Raw genomic sequence first — 19,696 nt, forward strand, 5'->3', positions numbered from 1 at the left:
TTCGAATGAGTGATGTCGGGGAACAGGGAGCGTGGTGGTGCCTTGAGCTGGTGCGCCAGGACGTGCGCATGACCGAGAGCGAAGCGGGGCACCGACACGCGCCTCGACGAACAGGGGCGCATCGTGAAGAAGCCGGTCACGGCAACGAAGGACCTCCGGTTCTTCGAGCACCCCGATGCGCCCTTCCTGCCCGACGCGCACCCTCGTCGGGGCATGTCCGCCGTCGCCGCACTCGGCACGTGGCTCGTGGCTCGTCCACGTCGACCGCCGCCACAACGGGTCTTGGACCCGGCGGTACGAACACGGCACGCCCATCACGGAGTTGCGGCCGATCACCGACGACCGTACGACCGGAACCACCGTCCACTTCATGCCCGTCAGGTCATTGATGGCGAGCAGCGCCACGGCCAGGGGCAGCGGTCTCCGGTTCGCCCGGAATCGGAGACGCAGACGCGTTCGGTGAGCCGGCCGAGCAGGCGGGTGGTTGGGCTGGCACCCAGGGTCTCGTACTGCCGGCGCAGGAGGTAGCCGTGCAGGAACAGGGCGACCTGGACGGCGCGGAGCCGTACGAGGGCGTGGGCCTGGTCGGGGCGGCGCCGATGCGGTGGTCGCGCAGCTAGAAGGTGGGGGGCCCACGCCCCCACCGGTGGTGTGTGCTGCCCCCTCGACACCGAGACCGGCATCTTCGACGTCTGCCGGCTCAACGGCGAGACGTTCAGTGGTGAGACTGCTCCTGGCACCCGTTGGGGCGAAGGCGCGTTGGCCGATGGCTCCGAGCCGGGTGTGACCGGGCCGCCCACCGGGGCCGGGCCGGGGCCCATGGAGGCGGCGGGGCCGCGGGGACTACCGCGATCCCCCGCAGGTCGGCTCATAGGCGAGGCCGGGCGCGTAGGTGTCCCACTCCTGCTTCGTCAGCCCGCCGCCGGCCACGGCGCAGGCACGGCCGACGGTATCGGCGCTCAGCCGGGGGTAGTCGTCGAGGTCCCAGACGTAGAGGCTGCTGCGGTCCGAGGTCAGGAGGTAGCGGCCGTCCGGCGTGAACTTCGCCGACTCCGCTGTTCCGTCGTGCTCGTCGAGCACGGCGACCTGGTGCGGCAGGCTGCGTTCGCCGACCGCCCAGAGGGTGAAGTCCCCTTCCTGATCGGCTCCGACGAGGAGGTTTCCCTGAGGATGGAACGCCAGGTCGACGAACTGGTTCTGGCCTTTCACCTCGCCCACCCTGCGCGGGCGGCGGAGGTCCTCGACGTTCCAGAGCGCGAGCGCGCCGCCGTCCCGGTCGCCCTGCGTCGCGAGCCAGTGGCCGTCCCACGAGTAGGCGGGGTGGGAGGCGCCCGTGGGCAGTTCGACGGGCTTCGAGTCGGGTTCGAGGTCCCACAGGTAGGTGGTGACCCCGCCGGCGAAGGCCAGCGCCCTCCCGTCGCCGCGGAAGCGTGGCGGTGCCAGCGGGCTCGCGCCGGGTGAGCGGCCGGCCTCCCGGGGCTTCGCCAGGTCGCCGACGTCCCAGAAATGAGCCGTGTCGGTGCCGAAGAGCGGGCCTTCGACCGATACCAGCGTCGCGCCCCGCGGCGCGAAGACCAGGTGCCTGACCGCCTCCGGACGGTGGAGGATCGCCGCGCGCCGGGGCCGTTTCCGGTCGGCGAGGTCCCAGAAGATCACGTCGCCCTGGTCGTCACCGCTGACCAGGGCCCGGCCGTCACCGCTGAAGGACAGTGCCGAGATGCCCGCCGTGTGTCCGGGCAGGGAGGCGATCCGGCGGGGCCGCCGCGGGTCGCCGAGGTCCCACAGGGTGACCCGTTCGTCGAAGCCGCCGGACGCCACCAGACGTCCGTCGGGACTGAGGTCGAAGGCCGTGACCGAGGAGGCGCCCTGGAACACCCCCGTGACCCTGGGGCCCGACCGGTCGACCGCCTTCCACCGGATCACCTCGCCCGGGGCGTAGCTGGCCAGTTCCCGTCCGCCGGAGCCGAACGCCAGGGCCTCGACGAAGCTCTGGTGGCCGTCCAAGGTGAGCGCGCGGGCGGGCCGGGCCGGGTCCTCGACGTTCCACAACACCACGGTCTCGTCACCGCCCCCGGTGGCCAGCACCTTTCCGTCCTGCCGGAACGCCATGGTGTGGAGGGAGTTCTTGGCGGCCGGCCAGCTCCGTACGGCGCGGGGGCGGACCGGGGCGGAGACGTCCCACAGGGTCACTTCGGTCGAGTTCGCCAGCGCGAGGTAGCGCCCGTCGGGCCGGTAGGCCGTCTTGCTCAGGCTTTCGAACCGTTTGACCGCCTTCGGGCGGGCCGGATCCGCGAGGTCCCACAGGGTCGAACCCGAATGGTGGGCGACCGTGTCCGCCTGTGCCACGTCCGTGGCCCACTGCACCAGGCCGTTGGAGGTGACCAGGGTCCGCCCGTCCGGGCCGAACTCCAGCCCGGCGCTGTCGTAGAGACCCCCGCGCACGGCCCGCAGCCGCGGCTGTGCGCGGATCCGCACGTCCCACAGGGCGAGTGCGCCGACGGAATCCTGCTCGCGCCACCAGCCGACGGCGCCGAGGGTCCGTCCGTCGGCGCTGAAGGCGACCGCCTCCGCGTGGGCCGGCTGTCCGGAGAGCCGGAAGGTGGTGATCGGATCCGGCGCGTTCGCGGGGCCGCCCGCCAGGCTCCACAGCCCGATCGCGCCGTCCTCGCAACTGACCGCCAGGACGCGGCCGTCGGGACTGAAGGCCGCGGAGGCCACCTCGGCCGGAGCTCCCTTGCCGGCGCACGGGACGAACTCCGCCGGCGGAGGCGGGTCACCCGCCTCCGCGACGTTCCACAGCCGCAGGCGCGTCCCGTCCCTGGGGTGGTCCGTCGCCAGTACTCCCCCTCCTGGAGCGAGGACATTGACGGACATGAAAGACGAAGCACCCTCATTCAGGGGCACCCGCCCCGCGAAGTTCGTCCGTGTGAGCGTCTCCAGGAGCGCCTGCCTGGCCTCCGCCGTGGGCTGGAGCCGATACGCGGCGACGCCGAGCCGCAAGGCCGTTCTCGGGTCCGTCGCGCCGAGGCTGACGGCCTCCGCGCGTATGGCCCGGTAGGTCGCGAGGCGCCGCTGCTCCTCCGCCGTGGCTCGCTGCTGGACGGCGAGGTACCCGGTCGCCATGGCCACGCACAGGGCCAGGACGGCGGCGACGAGAGCCCGTTGGAGGCGTCTGGTGCGGCGCGATTCGCGGGCGCGCCCGACGTCGGCCGCCTTCCGGCCGGCGTCCAGGAAGGCGGTGTCGACCTGCCGGCGGAGCCGGCCGCCGAGGAGCTGTTCGACGCTGTCGAGCTGGGAGCCCTGGTAGAGGTACGAAGGGTCGCGGCCGGCCGCGGTCCAGCGGTCGGCGGCTTCCTCGACCTGGCGGCGCAGCACCAGCTCGACCCGGTCGGCGTCGATCCACTCGGCCAGCTGGGGCCAGGCGCGCAGCAGGGCCTCGTGGGCGATCTGGGCGGTGTCCTGGTCGAGGGTGACGAGGCGGGCGGCGGCCAGCCGGTCGAGGAGCGCCGTGGGGGTGCCGGGGTCGGTCGTCGGGACGCGGCGGCGCACGGGGTCGGCGGAGCCGTCGGCGGCGGTGACGTGAACCATGGCGAGGAGCAGGTCGCGCAGGGCGTCGCGGCCGGGCTCGTCGAGCGAGGCGTAGAGCTCGTCCATGGTCGTCGTGACGGATCTCCAGATGCCGCCCGTCGCCTCGTACCCGGCGAGGGTCAGGACGGCGCCGCTGCGGCGCAGCCAGGTCTCGCGGAGCGCGTGGGCGAGGAACGGCAGGGCGTCCCGGGTGCCGCCGCCCTGCCGCAGGTCGTGCAGCAGGCGGTCGACGAGACCGTTCTGGAGGGTGAGGCCGGCGGCCGCGGCGGGGCGCTCGACGGCGGAGCGGAGGTCGTCGTCGGACATGGACGGGACGTTCAACTGGCCGGAGGCCAGGGCCGTGACGAGGTCGGGGTGGTCGAGGCAGCTGCCGTAGTGGTCGGCGCGCAGGCCGAGGACGACGCGGGGCCGGCCGGCTCCCCGCGTGAGCGCGGCGATGAACCGGGTCCGTTCCTCGGGGTCCTCGCAGCGGGTGAACACCTCCTCGAACTGGTCCACCGCGAGGACCGCGCAGGCCGGCCGCCCGGGGAGCGGCGCCGGGAAGCGGCCCTCCTCCAGCTCCCCCGCCACGTCCTCCTCCTCGCGTCCGGTCGCCCGGGCCCAGAGGGCGGCGAGGGCCCGGAGCGGGTGCGGGCCGGGGGCGGGGAGCAGGAGGGCGGGGCGGTCGTCGCCGAGCCGGGCGAGGAGGCCGGCGCGCAGGAGCGAGGACTTGCCGACCCCGGAGTCGCCGACCAGCACCAACGGGAGCCCGGGGGCGGTGGCCTGGCCCCCGCCACCGCTGTCGCCCCCGTCACCACCGACGTCGACGGCCGCGAGGAGACGAGCGGTCAGGGCGTCGCGGCCGTGGAAGTAGCCGCTGTCCTCGGCGCGGAAGGACTCCATTCCCGGATACGGACACGGCACGTCGGCCGGCGGCTCGGCGGCGGGTGCGGGAGCGGACCGGTAGGCGCGGTTGGGGGCGACGACGAGCCGTCCCATCGTCCCGTCGCTCTGCTGGTGCGGCTGGGCCGCCTCTCCTTCGAGGCTCCGGCGCAGCGCGGCGGCCACGTGCTCCAGGGTCAGCAGGCGCGGGCCGGTGGGGTCGCCGTGCTCCAGGAGGCCGAGGAGCCGGCCGCCGAAGAGGGTGTGGCGCTCGCCCTCGGGGGCGTACGAGAGCGCGAAGTAGGAGGCGGAGCTGAGCAGGAAGCTGCCGTGCGGGCGGCCGTCGCGGAAGGGGTCGAGTGCGGCCCGCCCGGCGGCGGGGGCCGCGGCGAGACCGGAGAAGCAGCAGTCGAGGACGACGGCACTGCCGGCGGCGGCACCACCCAGCAGTCCCTTGAGCGTGCGGTACGGCACGGCGGCGGCGACGCTGCCCGGGCCGGGGCTCCCACGGGTGGCGAGGTACAGCTCGTCGGCGGGGCCGAGCAGTCCGTGGCCCGTGTAGACGAGCAGCACCGGCCCGGTGGCCGCGGCGACGGCGCGCTCGAGGGCGGCGACGACCTCCTCCGGGCGGGCGTCGGCGCCGACGCGGTGCACCTGCTCGGGCGCCATGCCGCAGGTCGCGTGCAGGGCGTGCTGGAGGTCGTCGAGAGTGGTGTCGACGGACGGCAGCGCGGGCAGCGTGGAGCCGTCCGCGTGCTGACCGGTGCCGATGAGGACGGCCCGGGCGCCGTCGGCGGCGAGACCGCCGGTCACCGACGGGCGGTCGTGCCGTCGCCGGTTCCGGTGGGGCGGGCCGCTTCGCGGGCGCGGCTTTCGGCGTCGGGGGCGCGGTCCCGGGCGGCCGGAGCTTCGGGGGCGTCGACGCTCGTGGTGGCGTCGAGGCGTGAGGTGCCGTCGAGGCCGGCGGAGTCGTCGATGCCTGTGGGCCCCGGCGCCACGGCGGGCGGCGCTTCCGGAGTGGTGCGGGAGAGCTCGGTGGCGAGGGTGCGCGCCAGTTCTGCGGACTGCCGGGCGTCGAGGCCGCGTACCTGCTCGCTGGCGATGGTGATCTCGGTGCCGTCGGGGCGGGTGATGGTGATGGTCTGGCTGCCCCGCCGGGTCTGCGCCCAGGCGACGACGGCCCCGGCGAAGACGGCGGCGACCCCGCCCGGCGCGAGGAGGGCGAGCAGGGCGTCGGCTCCGATCCCCATCGCGCCGGGCTCGGTCACGCCCTCCTCGGCGCCGGCGCGGATCCGGCCGCGCAGCGCGGGCTCGGCGCTCAGCCACCGCCGTAAGTCGTGGGCGGCGTCCGCCCCTTCTCCCTCTGCGTGAACCGTGATGACAGTGCGCATGCCAGCAGGGTAGATCGGGGGCCCGGGCGCGACAGGGGCCTGGCCGGTCACCAGTGGATAACTGTTGGTACCTCCGTGCGTCTTCGTGATCTACGCGGTGGTGGGGCGGAGAGCCGGCGCCGGTAGTGGCTGCGGCGGGCTGTGGCCCGGTGCTGCCGACGCCAGGCTGACCGGGTCGGCAACATGCTCGCGGTTCTTCCGGGCGGTTTGGGCAGTGCCCCGGGCAGGTGGCGGATCTCGGGTACGGTCGGGTCGACGGGGTCGCCGCTGCGTGCGGGACGGTTCGGCTGGGCGGGCCTTGACGGTGCCGCGCCGGCGGCCAGGACGGTGAGGAAGGCCGGCGCGGGCATGGCCAGGGCGATGTGCCGGTGCCGGACGGCCCAGTGGCGGACTTGGTAGTGGTCCGGGCCGGCCTGGCTCTTCGCCGCCTGGAAGCACTCTTCGACGCACCACCTCGTGCCTGCGACCCGAACCAGCTCCGGCAGCGGCACCCGTCGCGGAGACCAGCACAGGTGGAAGGCGAGTTCGCCGCTGGCGGGGTTCCGGCGGATCAGCAGGTGCCGGTAGCCGTGCGTGTCGGTCCCGATCCAGACCCAGCCGTAGGAGCGGGGCCCCTTCGCCCCGGCTCCGGCGCTTTGCCGGTGCCAGGCGGCATCGGGCAGATGGTCAGCAACGGTGTCCGCTCGGACAGGAGTGCGCCCGTGGTCGATCCGCACCCGGGTGCTGCAGGCGACGGCCGGAACACAGCCGATCCCGCAGGACTCCAACAGGGTTCCTGGAAAAGGATCCTGGCCGTAGGCCTCGTCGCAGGTCGCAGATCGCAGGTCGCAGGTCGCCGGTCGCCGGTCGCCGGTCGCCGGTCGCCCACTAGGCGGTGCCCCCGCATCCAGTGCTGCCACGATCATCTGCCCGGCCGGAGTGGGCTTGGTCGCGAACTCCGGCTGCTCGAGGACGCCCGCGCGGGTGCGGCGCTCGGCATCCTCGCACCAGGTCCGCTCGGGAAGGCAGAGCTGGCGATCGGTCAGGGACCGCCGGTGGTGGGAGGCGTAGACGAGGAATCCGCCGATCCGACTGTTCTCGATCCGTCCGGCCGTGCCGGTGTACCGCCGCCGGACGCCCGCCGGACCGCGGCCCTTCTTCAAGAACCCGATCTCATCGACGATCAGCACGCCGTCGTCGGCGCCCAGGTGCTCGACGACGTGGGCACGGGCCGTCGCCCGGGGCTCGACCCGGCGGAACCTGCCGGCGGTTCTCGACACCGCTTGGTCGAACGTCACCCGCCATCGGGTGGCGTCCATGCTGTCGCGCGCGCGGCCACCACGTGATCATCGAGAGTCCACACAACCCTTGACGATCACGCAGTGGCCGTTCCGTTCCCGCCATCAGACCGCATCTCGACCCCGCCACCTGTCACGGAGCAGCCAGAGCGATCGCCGGCTGGCGCGATGGCGCCAAAGCCACCACGGCAGCATCCGATGGTCCACGAAAGACCACAGGTCATCGTCGGCTTCGTTGCCGCGAGGGAAGCCGCGCAGCAAATTCAGGCATCGCCGATCCACGCGACGGTGCAGCCGGGCCCGCGGCGTCCGGCACCGCTCCCTGATCCGGCCCGACAGGAAAGACCCCCGGTCCGGCGGCCGCCGCTCCCCGACGCGGCAGCCGCTGTGTCCGTGCACGCGGACCGGAGCCGGGCACCTTCCGGCAGCGTGGCATCGAGGCCGTCTCGCTCTTCCGGCTCGTCCAGGGCCTCGGCGTGCCCGGGCGCCTCCGGCGGGTCATAACGCGGGACTTATGCCCGCAGGGATGACTCCTGTTCGCCATGTCCACGCCCATACTCGGCGGCGATACACCCGAACCCCCACGATCGGAGTGCACGTTGCAACCCACCAGATGGACGGCGGCCGTGACAGCGATGGCGCTGTCCGCAAGCCTCGTCGGCACCCTCGCGGGAACGGCGTCGGCAGCGCGGCCGGCGCCGGCACCGAAGGACAGCCCCGTGACCCGCGCGGTCGCGGCCGCGGACCTGGCAGTCGACAGCGGTCTCGACGCGCTGGTCAACTCGGCCCAGGAACAGTACGAGCGACGTCTCGTCACCCCTTGGGTGAAGGACCTCTACTCGGTGTCGTACGAGCGCAGCTACCGCGGCCTGCCGGTCGTCGGCGGTGACGCCGTGGTCCTCGCCGACGGTTCCGGCAGGATCCGCTCCCTCCAGTCCGCCTCCTCCACGCGCATCGACGTGGCGACCCGGCCGTCGGTCACCGCGAAGAAGGCCGAGACCGTCTCGCGGAAGAGACTGGCCTCGGTCGACGCGGTCGAGAGCAGCCGGCTGGTCGTCCGCCTCAAGAACGACAAGCCGGTGCTGGCCTGGGAGACCGTGCTGCGCGGCCGCACCAAGAGCGCGCCCAGCAAGCTGCACGTCTTCGTCGACGCCCGTAGCGGTTCCGTCGTCGACAGCTACGACGACGTGGTGGCGGGCACCGGCAACAGCAAGTGGAACGGGCCCGGTCCGGTCACCATCGACACCACCGCCTCGGGCTCCACCTACTCCCTCCGCGATCCGAGCCGGACCGGCCTGAGCTGCGCCGACTACAGCACCAACGCGGTCTTCTCGAAGTCCTCCGACTCCTGGGGCACCGGCAACCCCACGAGCAAGGAGACCGGCTGCGTCGACCTGATGTTCGCCGCGCAGAAGCAGTGGGACATGCTCAGCCAGTGGCTGGGCCGCAACGGCGTCAACGGCAACGGCCGCAGCTTCCCCGGCAAGGTCGGGCTCAGCGAGCTCAACGCCTACTGGGACGGCAGCTCGGTGACCATCGGGCGCAACAGCGCCAACGAGTGGATCGCCGGCGTAGACGTGGTGGCCCACGAGTACGGGCACGCCATCGACTCCAACACCCCCGGCGGCACGAGCGGTCAGGAGGCCGGGCTCGGCGAGGGCACCGGTGACATCTTCGGTGCGCTGACCGAGGCGTACATCAACCAGCCCGCCCCCTACGACGTCCCCGACTACCTGGTCGGCGAGGTCATCAACCTCCAGGGGCGGGGCCCGATCCGCAACATGTACAACCCGCCCGCCGTCAACAACGACCCGGCCTGCTACAGCTCGGCGATCCCCGGCACCGAGGTGCACGCCGCCGCAGGCCCGCTGAACCACTGGTTCTACCTGCTGGCCGAGGGCACCAGCCCCGGCGGCGGCAAGCCCAGCAGCAGCACCTGCAACCAGAGCACCCTGACGGGCGTGGGGATACAGACCGCCGGCAAGATCTTCTACGGTGGCATGCTGCTCAAGACCAGCAGCATGAGCTACAAGAAGTACCGGACGGCGACCCTCAGTTCCGCGAAGGCGCTCGACGCGACCTGCGGCCTCTTCGACAAGACGAAGGCGGCGTGGGACGCGATCACCGTGCCTGCCCAGTCGGCGGACCCGACGTGCACCCCGAGCGGTCAGAACAACGACTTCTCGATGTCGCTCAACCCCTCCTCCGGCACGGTCCAGCAGGGCGGCTCGGTGACCACCACCGTCGGCACCGCCACCACGACCGGCACGGCGCAGTCGGTGACGCTGACCGCCACCGGCCTGCCCGCCGGAGTGACCGCCTCCTTCAACCCCGCGACGGTGCAGTCGGGCCAGTCCTCGGTGCTGACCCTGAGCGCCACCTCCAACGCGGCACCCGGCACGTCCACGGTCGTCGTCAAGGGCCAGGGCTCCACGCTGTCGCACACCACCGACTACACGCTCAACGTCGGCGGAACCCAGCCCGGCAACGACCCGCCGGACATCGACGTCGCCAAAGTGCAGGCGCACCTGGGCCAGTTCAACACCATCGCAAGCCAGAACGGCGGCAACCGCCGTGCGGGCAGCGCCGGCTACACCCAGTCGCTGGCCTACGTGAAGGGCAAGCTGCAGGCCGCCGGATACACGGTGACCGAGCAGAACTGCACCTCCTGCACCTACCCGTCGAACAACCTGATCGCCGACTGGCCGGGCGGCCCCGCCGACCAGGTCGTCATGTTCGGTGCGCACCTGGACGGCGTCTCGGCGGGCCCCGGCATCAACGACAACGGATCGGGCTCCGCGACCCTGCTGGAGAACGCCCTCGCCCTCGCCCAGAAGAACCCGACGATGACCAAGCACGTGCGCTTCGCCTGGTGGACCGACGAGGAACAGGGCCTCAACGGCTCCGCGTTCTACGTCAACCGGCTCACCGCCGCGCAGCGAGCGGCCATCAAGGCCTACTACAACTTCGACATGGTCGGCTCCACCAACGGCGGCTACTTCATCAACAACCTCAACTCCACCGCCGCCGCTCCCCTCAAGGCGTACTGGACCTCCCTGAACCTGGCGCCCGAGGAGAACACCGAAGGCCAGGGCCGCAGCGACGACTACTCCTTCCAGCAGGTCGGCATCCCGACCTCCGGATACGCGGCCGGCGCGAGCGCCCGCAAGACCTCGGCGCAGGCGCAGAAGTGGGGCGGCTCCGCCAACAGCGCCTACGACTCCTGCTACCACAGCGCCTGTGACACCACGAGCAACATCAACGCGACGGTCCTGAACCGCAGCGCCGACGGGGTCGCCTACGCCCTCTGGAAGCAGGCCGTCGGCGGCACCGCACCGGCGCAGGACTTCTCCGTCGGCGTGAGCCCGTCCGCAGGCAGCGCGGCCCCCGGCGGGTCCGTCTCGGCGACGGTGAACACCGCCACCGTGAGCGGCGCCGCCCAGACCGTGGGGCTCTCCGTCTCCGGCGCACCGGCCGGCGTGACCGCCACGCTCAGCCCGACGTCCGTCCAGTCCGGCAGCTCCTCCGCCCTGTCCGTCCAGGTCGGCGCGAGCACCACGCCCGGCACCTACACCCTGACGGTCACCGGCTCGGGCACCGTCAGCCACACCACCACCTACACGCTGACCGTCACGGGCGGCGGCGGCTCCTGCACGCCGCGCCAGCTCGTGGTCAACGGCGGCTTCGAGAACGGCAGCAGCCCGTGGAACGCGAGCACGGGCGTGATCACCAACGACGCGCGGCAGGCCGCGCACGGAGGCAGCTACAAGGCGTGGCTGGGCGGCAGGGGCACCAGCTACACCGAGCGCGCCGCGCAGTCCGTGTCCATCCCCTCGGGCTGCTCCTCGTACCGGCTCTCGTTCTTCGTCCACATCGACACGGACGAGACCGAGAACGTCGCCTACGACGTGGCCGCGGTCAAGGTGGGCGGCACGCAGCTGGCGTCCTACTCCAACCTGGACGCGACCGCGGGTTACGTCGAGAAGTCGTACGACCTCTCGTCCTTCGCGGGCCAGACCGTCACCCTCGATTTCACGTCGGTGGAGGACCAGTCCCTGCAGACCTCGTTCGTCCTGGACGACGTCTCGATCCAGGTGAGCTGAAGCCCGGCGCCCGTCCGCACCGGTGAACCAGGCCCGGCATCCGGGGGCCGGGCGGCTTCGCCCGGCCCCTCCCGCACGACAGGGCCGGCCCCGATCCCTCGATCGGGGCCGGCCGCGGTGCATGAACCGGCGGCGACGCCCCGCGCGCCCCGGGCGGCGTCGGGGGTGGCGGCGGTCGCGGGGCTTGCCGTCAGGGTCCGCGGTACGAGGAGGGCCGCCGTGGACGCGGCGAGAGCGCATGCTCGTATCGGGCGGCGGCGGGCGGCCGTCGTGGTGTCGACGTGGTTCAAGATTCGGTCTCCATGAGCCGTGGGCGAGACGGTTCGCCGTGCGCGTGGGGCGCCGGGAGCGGCTCCCGGCGCCCCACACCACGGCTTCATCTCGATAGACGTCTGGCGGGGCCCGGGGTTGCGTCGTGTTCCCGGGAAGCCGTGACCGGGGTCAGGAAGCATGCCCAAGGGTCGCGCGGATCCAGTCCGTGTACGCGGGCACGTTGACGTAGAGACCCGGTCCGGCCGAGCAGGCGACCCCCGGGGCGCCAGGACCCGACGTGGCCCCGACGAGTTCCCACCGCCCGCCCCTGCCCTTCTGGAGCTGCGGCCCGCCGGAGTCCCCGAAGCACGCCATGGCGTCGGGCACCCGGCTGATCGTGCACAGCCGGGCCCGGGCCGCGTAGCCGGGCGCGCACTCGCCGACGGCACCCGTACGCGTCTCGAGTTCCTGCAGGCGCTCCGCGAACGCGAACTCGGTGTCGGCGGTGGTGCCGAACCCCAGGATGCGCGTCGGGGTCCCGGGCCGTCCGGCCCGCTCCGCGATCCTGATGGGCTTCTCAGAGACCGGGCGGTCGAGACGGACCAGCGCGATGTCGTGCTGGTTGGCCGCCTTCCCGTCACCGCTCACGAAGCCGGGGTGGACCACCGTCCGCTCGACGGCCCGGACGGTCCCCCCCGACTTCCGCGCCGCGCTGCCGATCCGGACGATGCCCTCCAGGACCAGGCCGTCGCCCGTCACGCAGTGAGCCGCCGTCAGCACCCACCGGGGATCGATCAGTGACGCCCCGCAGTTGCCGTCGTTCATCCCCTGCGTCGGGGCCGATTCGGGGATCGACGCCATGAACGGATAACGCTCCGTGGAATCGGTCCCGTTGACGATCGCTCCGGCGCTGCCGGCCATCAGAGTGGCGCAGGTCGCGACGGCGAGCGCGCCGACGGCAGTGGTGCGCGCCGCGCGGCGGCCGGCCGACTTCAAGCTGAACACAGGGGAGGTTCCTTTTCTCATGAAATCCTGGTGTGTCCGATCAACCTTGCTGGTCAGAGGTCCGCCGAACCATCCCGCCAGCGGGTGCGAACGCGGTGGGGCTGTCCCCCGGAGAAACCGGTGGGACACCCCAGCGCGGTGCGCGCCCCGGCACACGAAGATCACTCCATCAGCTCGGGAAGCCGTCGTGCAGAAGGAGTGATCACCATGCGGAAGCACACGAGGACGACCGATCGGCGAGGGTTCCTCGCGCTCGCGGGAGCGTTGGCCGCCACGGCGGTCACCACTCCCGCGTCCGGCGCACCACCGGCCGTACGGGCGTCCTCGACCCCATCCGCCGGGTCCGCCGCCCCGGCTGTGCCCGCCGGCTCCGGCTCTGAGCACCGCGAGACCGGCATCGTACGGTCCCTGGAACGGGCCGCCCACCCGCTGCGTTCCACGGAGCCCGGCGGCCGGACCGGGGACCTGAGGGCGCTGAGCGCCATGGTCGGCAGCGCGAAGGTGGTGGGTCTCGGCGAGGCCACGCACGGTTCGCACGAGTTCTTCGCCATGAAGGAACGCGTCTTCCGGCACCTCGTCGAGGAGCGCGGCTTCACCACCTTCGCCCTGGAGATGAGCTGGTCGGCAGGGCTCAGGATCGACGAGTACCTCCAGGGTGGCCCCGGCGATCCGAGGCGGATCGCGACGGAGACGCTGGCCGGATCCCCCTGGGAGCGCGAGGAGTTCGTCAGTCTGATCGTCTGGATGCGCGAGCACAACCGCCGCCGCCCCGGCCACCGGGTCCACTTCATGGGGGACGACCTCGGGGCTCCGAAGCTCGGCGACCACATCTTCGAGCGCGTGCTGTCGTCCGTCGGCAGGACTCGGCCGGAGGTCCTGTCCCGGCTGACCGAGTTGTACGCCGGGCTGCGCCCCCTCGACGACATCTTCAACTACCTGCGCACACCGATCGCGGAACGCCGGACGAACGCCGTACGCGCCCAGGAGGCACTCGACCTGGTCGCCGGGCACCGGGTGGCCGACGAAGACCAGGCATGGACGGTGCGGCACGCCCGGAACATCGCGGAGACCTTCGCCTTCGCCACCGTCGACCTCGCCGACCCGGCCTCGGTCACCGCCGCCGAGCGGCTGCGCGACCGGGCCATGGCGGACAACGTGCTGTGGTGGCAGCGCCACACCGGCCACAGGGTGCTGCTGTCGGCCCACAACGGCCACGTCGGATACCTCTCGACCCACCCGGACATGTACCCGCGGACCCAGGGCGCCGTGCTGCGCGACAGCCTGGGCAGCGGCTACGCCGCGATCGGCTTTTCCTTCGCCGGCGGCTCCTTCTTGACCAAGGACGCCGCCCTGGACGGGGAGTGGAAGCCGGTCACCGTCCCGGCGGCGCGCCCCGGGATGAACGAGCACCTCCTGGACCGGGTCGGGTACCGGGACTTCTGTCTGGACCTGCGGACCGTGCCCGCCGCGGCACGCGCCTGGTTCGACCGTGCCCGGCCCGTCTACGACGCCGGCTCGACCTTCGTCGCCGATCCCCTGCCCAGCCTCGCCCTCGGCCGGGCCTACGACGCGCTCATCCACCTCCATCGGGTTCGCGCGGCCGACAAGCTCCGGCATGGGGCGTCCGCCCCGTAGCGCGGCCACTGCGGCCACAGCCTCGTAGAGGACCGCCGGGAAGATCAGCAGGGGCGGCCGCGTGTTCCCGATCGAGTGGCGCTCGACGGCGTCATGTACGTACTGCGGACCGGTGGCGCGCGACGTGACGTCCCCGCGGAGGCAGTGGGCTGTTCCGGTGTGACGGCCTGGCGCCGACTGCGGGACTGGGCCGAGGCCGGCGTCCGGCCGCGCCCGCACGCCGGCCTGTCGACCGAGCTTCGTCGCGCCAGCCTGCTGGATCTGGACGGCTGCTCCGTGGACGGTTCACACGTCCGGGCGCCGAAAGGGGGGACCACGTCGGACTCTCGCCCGTCGGTCGGGCCCGCTCCGGCTCGAAGCACCCCCTGATCGTCGACCGTCACGGAACCCCGCTCGCCGTCACGCTCGCCGGTGGCGACCGGCACGACGCCACCCGGCTCCTGCCCCTGCTCGACGCCCTTCCGTCGATCCCGATCCGGGGTCTGCGGGGGCGTCCCCGCCGCAAGCCCCGGCGTCTGCATGCCGGCCGAGGCTATGACTTCGACAAGTACCGTCGCCTGCTGGGGAAACGCGGCATCAAGCCGATGATCGCCCGATGCGGCGTCGCTCACGGCTCAGGACCGGGCAAGGTGTGCCGGGCCGTCGAGCGCGCCTTCGCCTGGCCGCACCAGTTCAAACGCCTCCGTACCCGCTACGAGCAACGCGCCGATCTCCACCAGGGCCTGCTCGAACCGGCGTGCAGCCTCATACGCCTGCGCCGCCTGCGCACCTCGTCCCGAAGCGATCAGCCGGCGACACTGAACCACCCGGGCCGCACCTCGGTCAGAAGCGGTCGAAGGGACCGCACGGCGGTCCGCAGGTCCTGATCCGTGACGTCAAGAGGCTCAGGCAGGCTCAGCCCGTACCAGCGCAGCCGCCAGAGGTCGAAGATCTCGCTCCCGTCGGGTGCGAAGTCGACATCGACCTCGATGCCGTTGTCGCTCACGAAGCGGCACCCGGCCCCATGAACCGAGTAGGAGTAGGTGCCGACCCGCCCACTCCGGTTGATGATCCGGTGCGAACGAACCAGGCCGAGGACATCTGCGAGTCGCTCAAGCGATGGGATCGCCGCCCTCACGGCCGCGTCGACCGCGTTCAGAGCGTCGACGTAACCAAGCACGAGCCCCCGTGCGTCCCCAACCCGTTCCATACGTCGCCATTCCCCCCTGAGCCCGTGGTTGAGGGGGATTGTTCCATGGGCCTCAAGCGTCTCCACCGGGGGCATTCTGAAACGATCAGTTGGTCACCGCACCGAGGGCGGCTCACCGCCTCCTTCGGCCTGATCCAGGCCGAAGGAACTTCCGGTGCCACACCGGTCGGGTCGCCCAGGGCCGCTTAAGGCCTGCCCAGGCCAGCGGTGGAAGGCTTGTGCGGGACCTCAGGGGGCTTGCCCGGCTCCGCGGCGCAGGCTCGAAAGCCAACCGGTGGCCGTCCTTCATGTGACGGTCCGGCCCCAGCCCGGCCCGGCCCCGTCGCTCGGCAGATCGCGCAGCGGTCCGGTCAATACTTCTATGCCTACCTCCCCGGCACACCACCGTGAGCCAGACCGGACGGCCCACCGACACCTCGTCGGCCAAGGCGCGGAGTTGGACGGCCGTGCGGCTGATCAGGGTCAGAGCGCCGGGCGTCTCGAAGCCGTCGGCGAGCAGGGGGCGGCTGCCTTCTCCGTCGATGTGCACGCAGACGTCGAGGAACGGCAGGTTTGAAGGCCCTCCGATCGCGCATACGCCGTATTGACGCAGACTTTATACGAGCAGGTTGGAGACGCATCATGGGCATCATCGCGTGGATTCTCATCGGCCTCATCGCCGGTTTCATCGCCAAGGCGATCATGCCGGGCAAGGACCCGGGCGGCGTCATCATCACCATCCTGATCGGCATCGCCGGCGGCCTGCTGGGCGGCTTCCTCGGCAAGGTCATATTCGGCGTCGACTCCATCGACGGCTTCTTCGACCTCTCCACCTGGATCGCCGCCATCATCGGCTCCGTCATCCTCCTGGCCCTCTACCGCCTCATCACCGGAAACCGACGACACGCCTGAGCGCGTCTCCCCGGCCATGACGAACGGCTCCCCCTCTTCTCAGGGGGAGCCGTTCGTCATGGCCGGGCACTTCCACCCCCGTGCGGTACCCGCAGGACCGGGTGCCCTCCGGGACAAGGAGGTCATGGCGGCCGAAGCGGGCAAGCCCGTTTCACGGACATGGAGAATCCGGCCGGAGGGGTTCAGTCGTCGCCGGATTCCGCGATGCCGGAGGCGGCGCGGGGTGGTCGCGGCCCAGCACTTGAACCCGTCGGGGCCGTGGAGAAGCCTGGCGTCGCGCTTTCCGGCCGGAGCGGGAAATCCCGGGTCCTTCGCGCAGGCTCGCCGCAGTGCCTCTAGGGCGTGTGTCGAAAGTCCCGCCTGCCCGGCGGCGCCCGGCACGCACTCCCCCGTAGCCCTGCGGGCACGGGGGTACCCCCGGCCGCGTTGTCGGGGTCGCCCCGATACAACCGGTATCGGGGCGACCCTCCGCCTTGCGATCGCACGCACCGGACACCGCCGGGCCTGCCCTCCGGGCAGACGGCGCTACTTTCGACACACGCCCTAGACCGGAGACCACTTCCGACAGGTGTTGTTCGTACGCCGCACAGCCCGAGCGCCTGGTCGTCGCTGACCGGAGGCGTCGGTGGGGCCGCCCCGGCGGAACCGAGGCCGGCCACCGTGCTCCGGCACGGTTGTCGTCCTTGCCGAGGCCGGCGGATGTTCTGATGGGCGTCAGGCGTCAGAGCCACTGAGTCGGCTTTCGCTGCGGGCAAGAGGCCGTTCGTCTCGCTGTCGTCGGCTCACGCCCAGCCGGGGTTGATGGTCCGGGGAGCATTCTCCTGCGGGTGCGGGTTGCAAGGTCCTGATAGACGATGCTCGCGGGTGGACGGCCTGCCTCTTCCTTCTTCGACGTCCCCTGGAGGGGCAGCGCCGTCATGGGCTGCTCACGGCGGGGCGGCTGTACGAGACTTTCCAGAGCCACTCGTGTCGTGCAGGAGAGACAGGAGCTATCGGTGACTCAGAGTGTGGGCCTTGCTGAGATGGACGTATCGTCGGCGCATCCAATGCCGCCTGACGGCCAGCACGCGTCAGCGGCTGTGGAAGACGTGATCACTTCGGTGTCCTACATCGAAGCGGAGAGCAACAGCGGCAGCGGATCCGCCTTCAGCACCATGTTCAACCACCCCGAGGGGGTGGTGGTGGCCGGTGACGGCACCCTGTTCGTCTCCGAATACAACGGTCATCGGGTGCGGAAGGTGACCCCGGACGGCCAGAGGTTCACGGTGGCCGGAGACGGCACGGAGGGCGACGGAGGAGACGGCGGGCCCGCGACGGCCGCGCAGCTCCGCTGGCCTGGGGGGCTCGCGCTTGACGCCGGGGGGAACTTGTTCATCGCCGATCTCTACCGGGTGCGCAAGGTGACCCCGGACGGCGTGATCACCACAGCGGTCGACAGTCTGAACTGTCCGGTGGGCCTGGCGTTCGACAGCGCGGGAAACCTGTACATCGCCGAACGCGACAGGCACCGGGTGCAGAAGATGGCGCCGGACGGCACGATCACCACGGTGGTCGGCAGTGGGGGGAGTCTTGGCCGCTACGAGTACGGCTTCAGCGGGGACAACGGGCATGCGGCCGACGCCCTGCTCTCTTCGCCCCGCGGGCTGTGCGTGGACGGGGATGACAATCTCTACATCGCCGATTCGGGCAACAACCGGGTGCGCAAGGTGGACCGGGACGGCATCATCACAACGGTCGCGGGCACCGGGCAGGCCAGGTTCGGCGGGGACGGCGGGCAGGCCACCGAGGCCCTGCTCGACTGTCCCCATGGGCTCGCGCGGGACATCTACGGGAATCTGTACATCGCCGACAGGGGCAATCACCGCGTGCGCAAGGTGGACCGGGACGGCGTCGTCACGACGGTCGCGGGCACCGGACAGGACGTGTCCGGCGGGGACGGCGGGCAGGCTGAGCAGGCCGGGCTGCAGTCCCCCTACGGGCTGGCGATGGACCCGTGCGGCAACCTGTGCATCGCCGACGGCTACGGCTACCGGGTACGCAAGATCTCAGGCCCCCAGGAGCGGAGTATGGTGATCCGCCAGGTCAAGGTTCCGCAGGCCGGCCTCGGCGAGATTGCCGAGCTCACCGTGGAGATCACCGCCCGTCGTCCCGGGCAGGCCGTCGACGCCAAGACCGTCGTTCAGACGTTCACCGCGCCCACCGGCTTCGCCTTCGCCCAGTGGCCCACCTACTCCTACAACGGCGACGATGCGTGGAAGGGGAGCCTGAGCAGCCGGTTCGAGCGCGGCCGCAGGGTCATGGTCGTCACCAGCGGCCTGCACCTCAACACCCGCGCCGGGGACAAGGGCCCGCTCGTCTACACCATCCCGGTCGAAGCGGTGGACGCGGTGGATCCCGGCACATACCACGACGGGCAGCTGCTCGTGGGCCGCCACCCGGGCATCCGTCTGAGCGCCACCGTCACCACAGGCCCCCGGTTCGCCGTGACCCCGTCCTGGCCGCCGCAGAAGCTGGCGCGGGACGGCAGCGACTCCCGGTATCCGGGGGTGGAAGTCCGCCGGGAGGGAGAGGCTCCTGCGCAGATCATCACCGTGACCCTCCCCCCGGGAGCCGGCCTGGCCTTCAAGCCCGAGGGAGGAGAAAGACACCTGATGACCGTGCTCTCGCACAGCACGGTCGAGAAAAGGTACGAAGCAGAATTGTCCGACGACGGACAGACCCTGACCTGCCGGAACGTGGATCTCGGTCTCTCACAGCAGCATCCGCTGTCCGCCGTATGGGTCGCCGTGACCGCGACCACCACCGCGACGGTCGGATCCACCCACCTGACCTTCCGGGTGGGCGGTATCGAATCGGCCTCCACCACCGTCGAAGTCACAGAGGGATGAGGGCCCCGGCCTCCCGCCGGCCCTGAATGCGCCTCGGCCGGCTGCCTCCGTGCCGGGTCCGGTCGGCAGGAAGCAGCAGCGTGGGACGCAGGTGTCCGGGGGCGGGTGGTCGGGACCCGGCGCACGGTGTGATGCCACACCGGTAGGCACACCTTCCAGAGCGCTGGCCGGTGATGAGGAAAGTTCCCGCCCGATAGGGGCAGGCCTCCGTCCGCCTCGCCGTGCTCGGGTGCGGGACTCACCGAGCTGTCTCTGGTACTCCCCGCTGCGCCCCGAGGTCCTCCACTCCTACGGGGAGCGCGGCGACCGCGGCACCGATCGGCAGACCCTGCGGCACAGCCACAGCCCCTACCAGGACCGGGGCGGCGGGTCCGGTGGCCTGTGCTGCGGCGGGCAAGGAAAAGGCCAGGGCCGGGCCCGGCGACCGCGACGGCTGTGGCGGCGAACCGCGTCATGATCATCACGGACCGGTTCTAGGGCGTGTGTCGAAAGTCCCGCCTGCCCTCCGGGCAGACGGCGCTACTTTCGACACACGCCCTAAAGGGTGTTGCAGAAGGTCGGGTTCGGACAGGCCTGAATGGCGTTTGACCTGCCATTTCACCGGGTCATGGCGAGG

At 71.7% G+C, this 19,696-nt stretch carries 9 protein-coding genes and 1 pseudogene; 5 read left to right on the plus strand and 5 right to left on the minus strand.

The annotated features are described in order from the left end of the window. Positions 1 to 843 precede the first annotated feature (843 nt). Genes ACIQKA_RS30550 through ACIQKA_RS30560 form a run of 3 tightly spaced genes read right to left on the minus strand, consistent with a single transcriptional unit; the run spans position 844 to position 7,117 of the window. Positions 844 to 5,262, minus strand: a complete 4,419-nt coding sequence (locus ACIQKA_RS30550) for a hypothetical protein (RefSeq protein ID WP_402543000.1) — start codon at positions 5,260 to 5,262, stop codon at positions 844 to 846. After that, positions 5,259 to 5,840 carry a hypothetical protein gene (locus ACIQKA_RS30555; protein WP_402543001.1) on the minus strand — a complete coding sequence of 194 codons (582 nt, stop codon included), beginning with the start codon at positions 5,838 to 5,840 and terminating at the stop codon, positions 5,259 to 5,261. Before ACIQKA_RS30555 ends, ACIQKA_RS30550 begins: the two co-directional genes overlap by 4 nt. 47 nt (positions 5,841 to 5,887) lie before the next feature. Next, complete coding sequence (locus ACIQKA_RS30560; protein ID WP_402543002.1) at positions 5,888 to 7,117, minus strand: IS701 family transposase; 1,230 nt, start codon at positions 7,115 to 7,117, stop codon at positions 5,888 to 5,890. A gap of 635 nt (positions 7,118 to 7,752) precedes the next feature. Between ACIQKA_RS30560 and ACIQKA_RS30565 the strand changes: the two genes are divergently transcribed. Then, complete coding sequence (locus ACIQKA_RS30565; RefSeq protein ID WP_402543008.1) at positions 7,753 to 11,220, plus strand: M28 family peptidase; 3,468 nt, start codon at positions 7,753 to 7,755, stop codon at positions 11,218 to 11,220. A gap of 441 nt (positions 11,221 to 11,661) precedes the next feature. On the opposite strand, the gene ACIQKA_RS30570 is transcribed toward ACIQKA_RS30565, so the two are convergent. Further along, entirely contained in the window at positions 11,662 to 12,477 is an 816-nt protein-coding gene (locus ACIQKA_RS30570; protein ID WP_402543003.1) for a S1 family peptidase, read from the minus strand. Between the two features lie 207 nt (positions 12,478 to 12,684). Between ACIQKA_RS30570 and ACIQKA_RS30575 the strand changes: the two genes are divergently transcribed. After that, a complete protein-coding gene (locus ACIQKA_RS30575; protein ID WP_402543004.1) occupies positions 12,685 to 14,112 on the plus strand; it encodes an erythromycin esterase family protein in 1,428 nt (475 codons plus the stop codon). 33 nt (positions 14,113 to 14,145) lie between these two features. Further along, positions 14,146 to 14,882: pseudogene (locus ACIQKA_RS30580) on the plus strand (IS5 family transposase); the annotation flags it as partial. Positions 14,883 to 14,896: 14 nt separating this feature from the next. Here ACIQKA_RS30580 and ACIQKA_RS30585 read toward each other — a convergent pair. Next, positions 14,897 to 15,367 carry a DUF6896 domain-containing protein gene (locus ACIQKA_RS30585; RefSeq protein WP_390111308.1) on the minus strand — a complete coding sequence of 157 codons (471 nt, stop codon included), beginning with the start codon at positions 15,365 to 15,367 and terminating at the stop codon, positions 14,897 to 14,899. Positions 15,368 to 15,922: 555 nt separating this feature from the next. Between ACIQKA_RS30585 and ACIQKA_RS30590 the strand changes: the two genes are divergently transcribed. Beyond that, positions 15,923 to 16,192, plus strand: a complete 270-nt coding sequence (locus ACIQKA_RS30590) for a GlsB/YeaQ/YmgE family stress response membrane protein (RefSeq protein WP_366378294.1) — start codon at positions 15,923 to 15,925, stop codon at positions 16,190 to 16,192. A 995-nt stretch (positions 16,193 to 17,187) separates the two neighbouring features. After that, positions 17,188 to 19,080 carry an NHL repeat-containing protein gene (locus tag ACIQKA_RS30595; RefSeq protein WP_402543005.1) on the plus strand — a complete coding sequence of 631 codons (1,893 nt, stop codon included), beginning with the start codon at positions 17,188 to 17,190 and terminating at the stop codon, positions 19,078 to 19,080. Positions 19,081 to 19,696: the final 616 nt, after the last annotated feature.

The organism is Streptomyces sp. NPDC092045, from assembly GCF_044756005.1.
GTDB lineage: Bacteria > Actinomycetota > Actinomycetes > Streptomycetales > Streptomycetaceae > Streptomyces.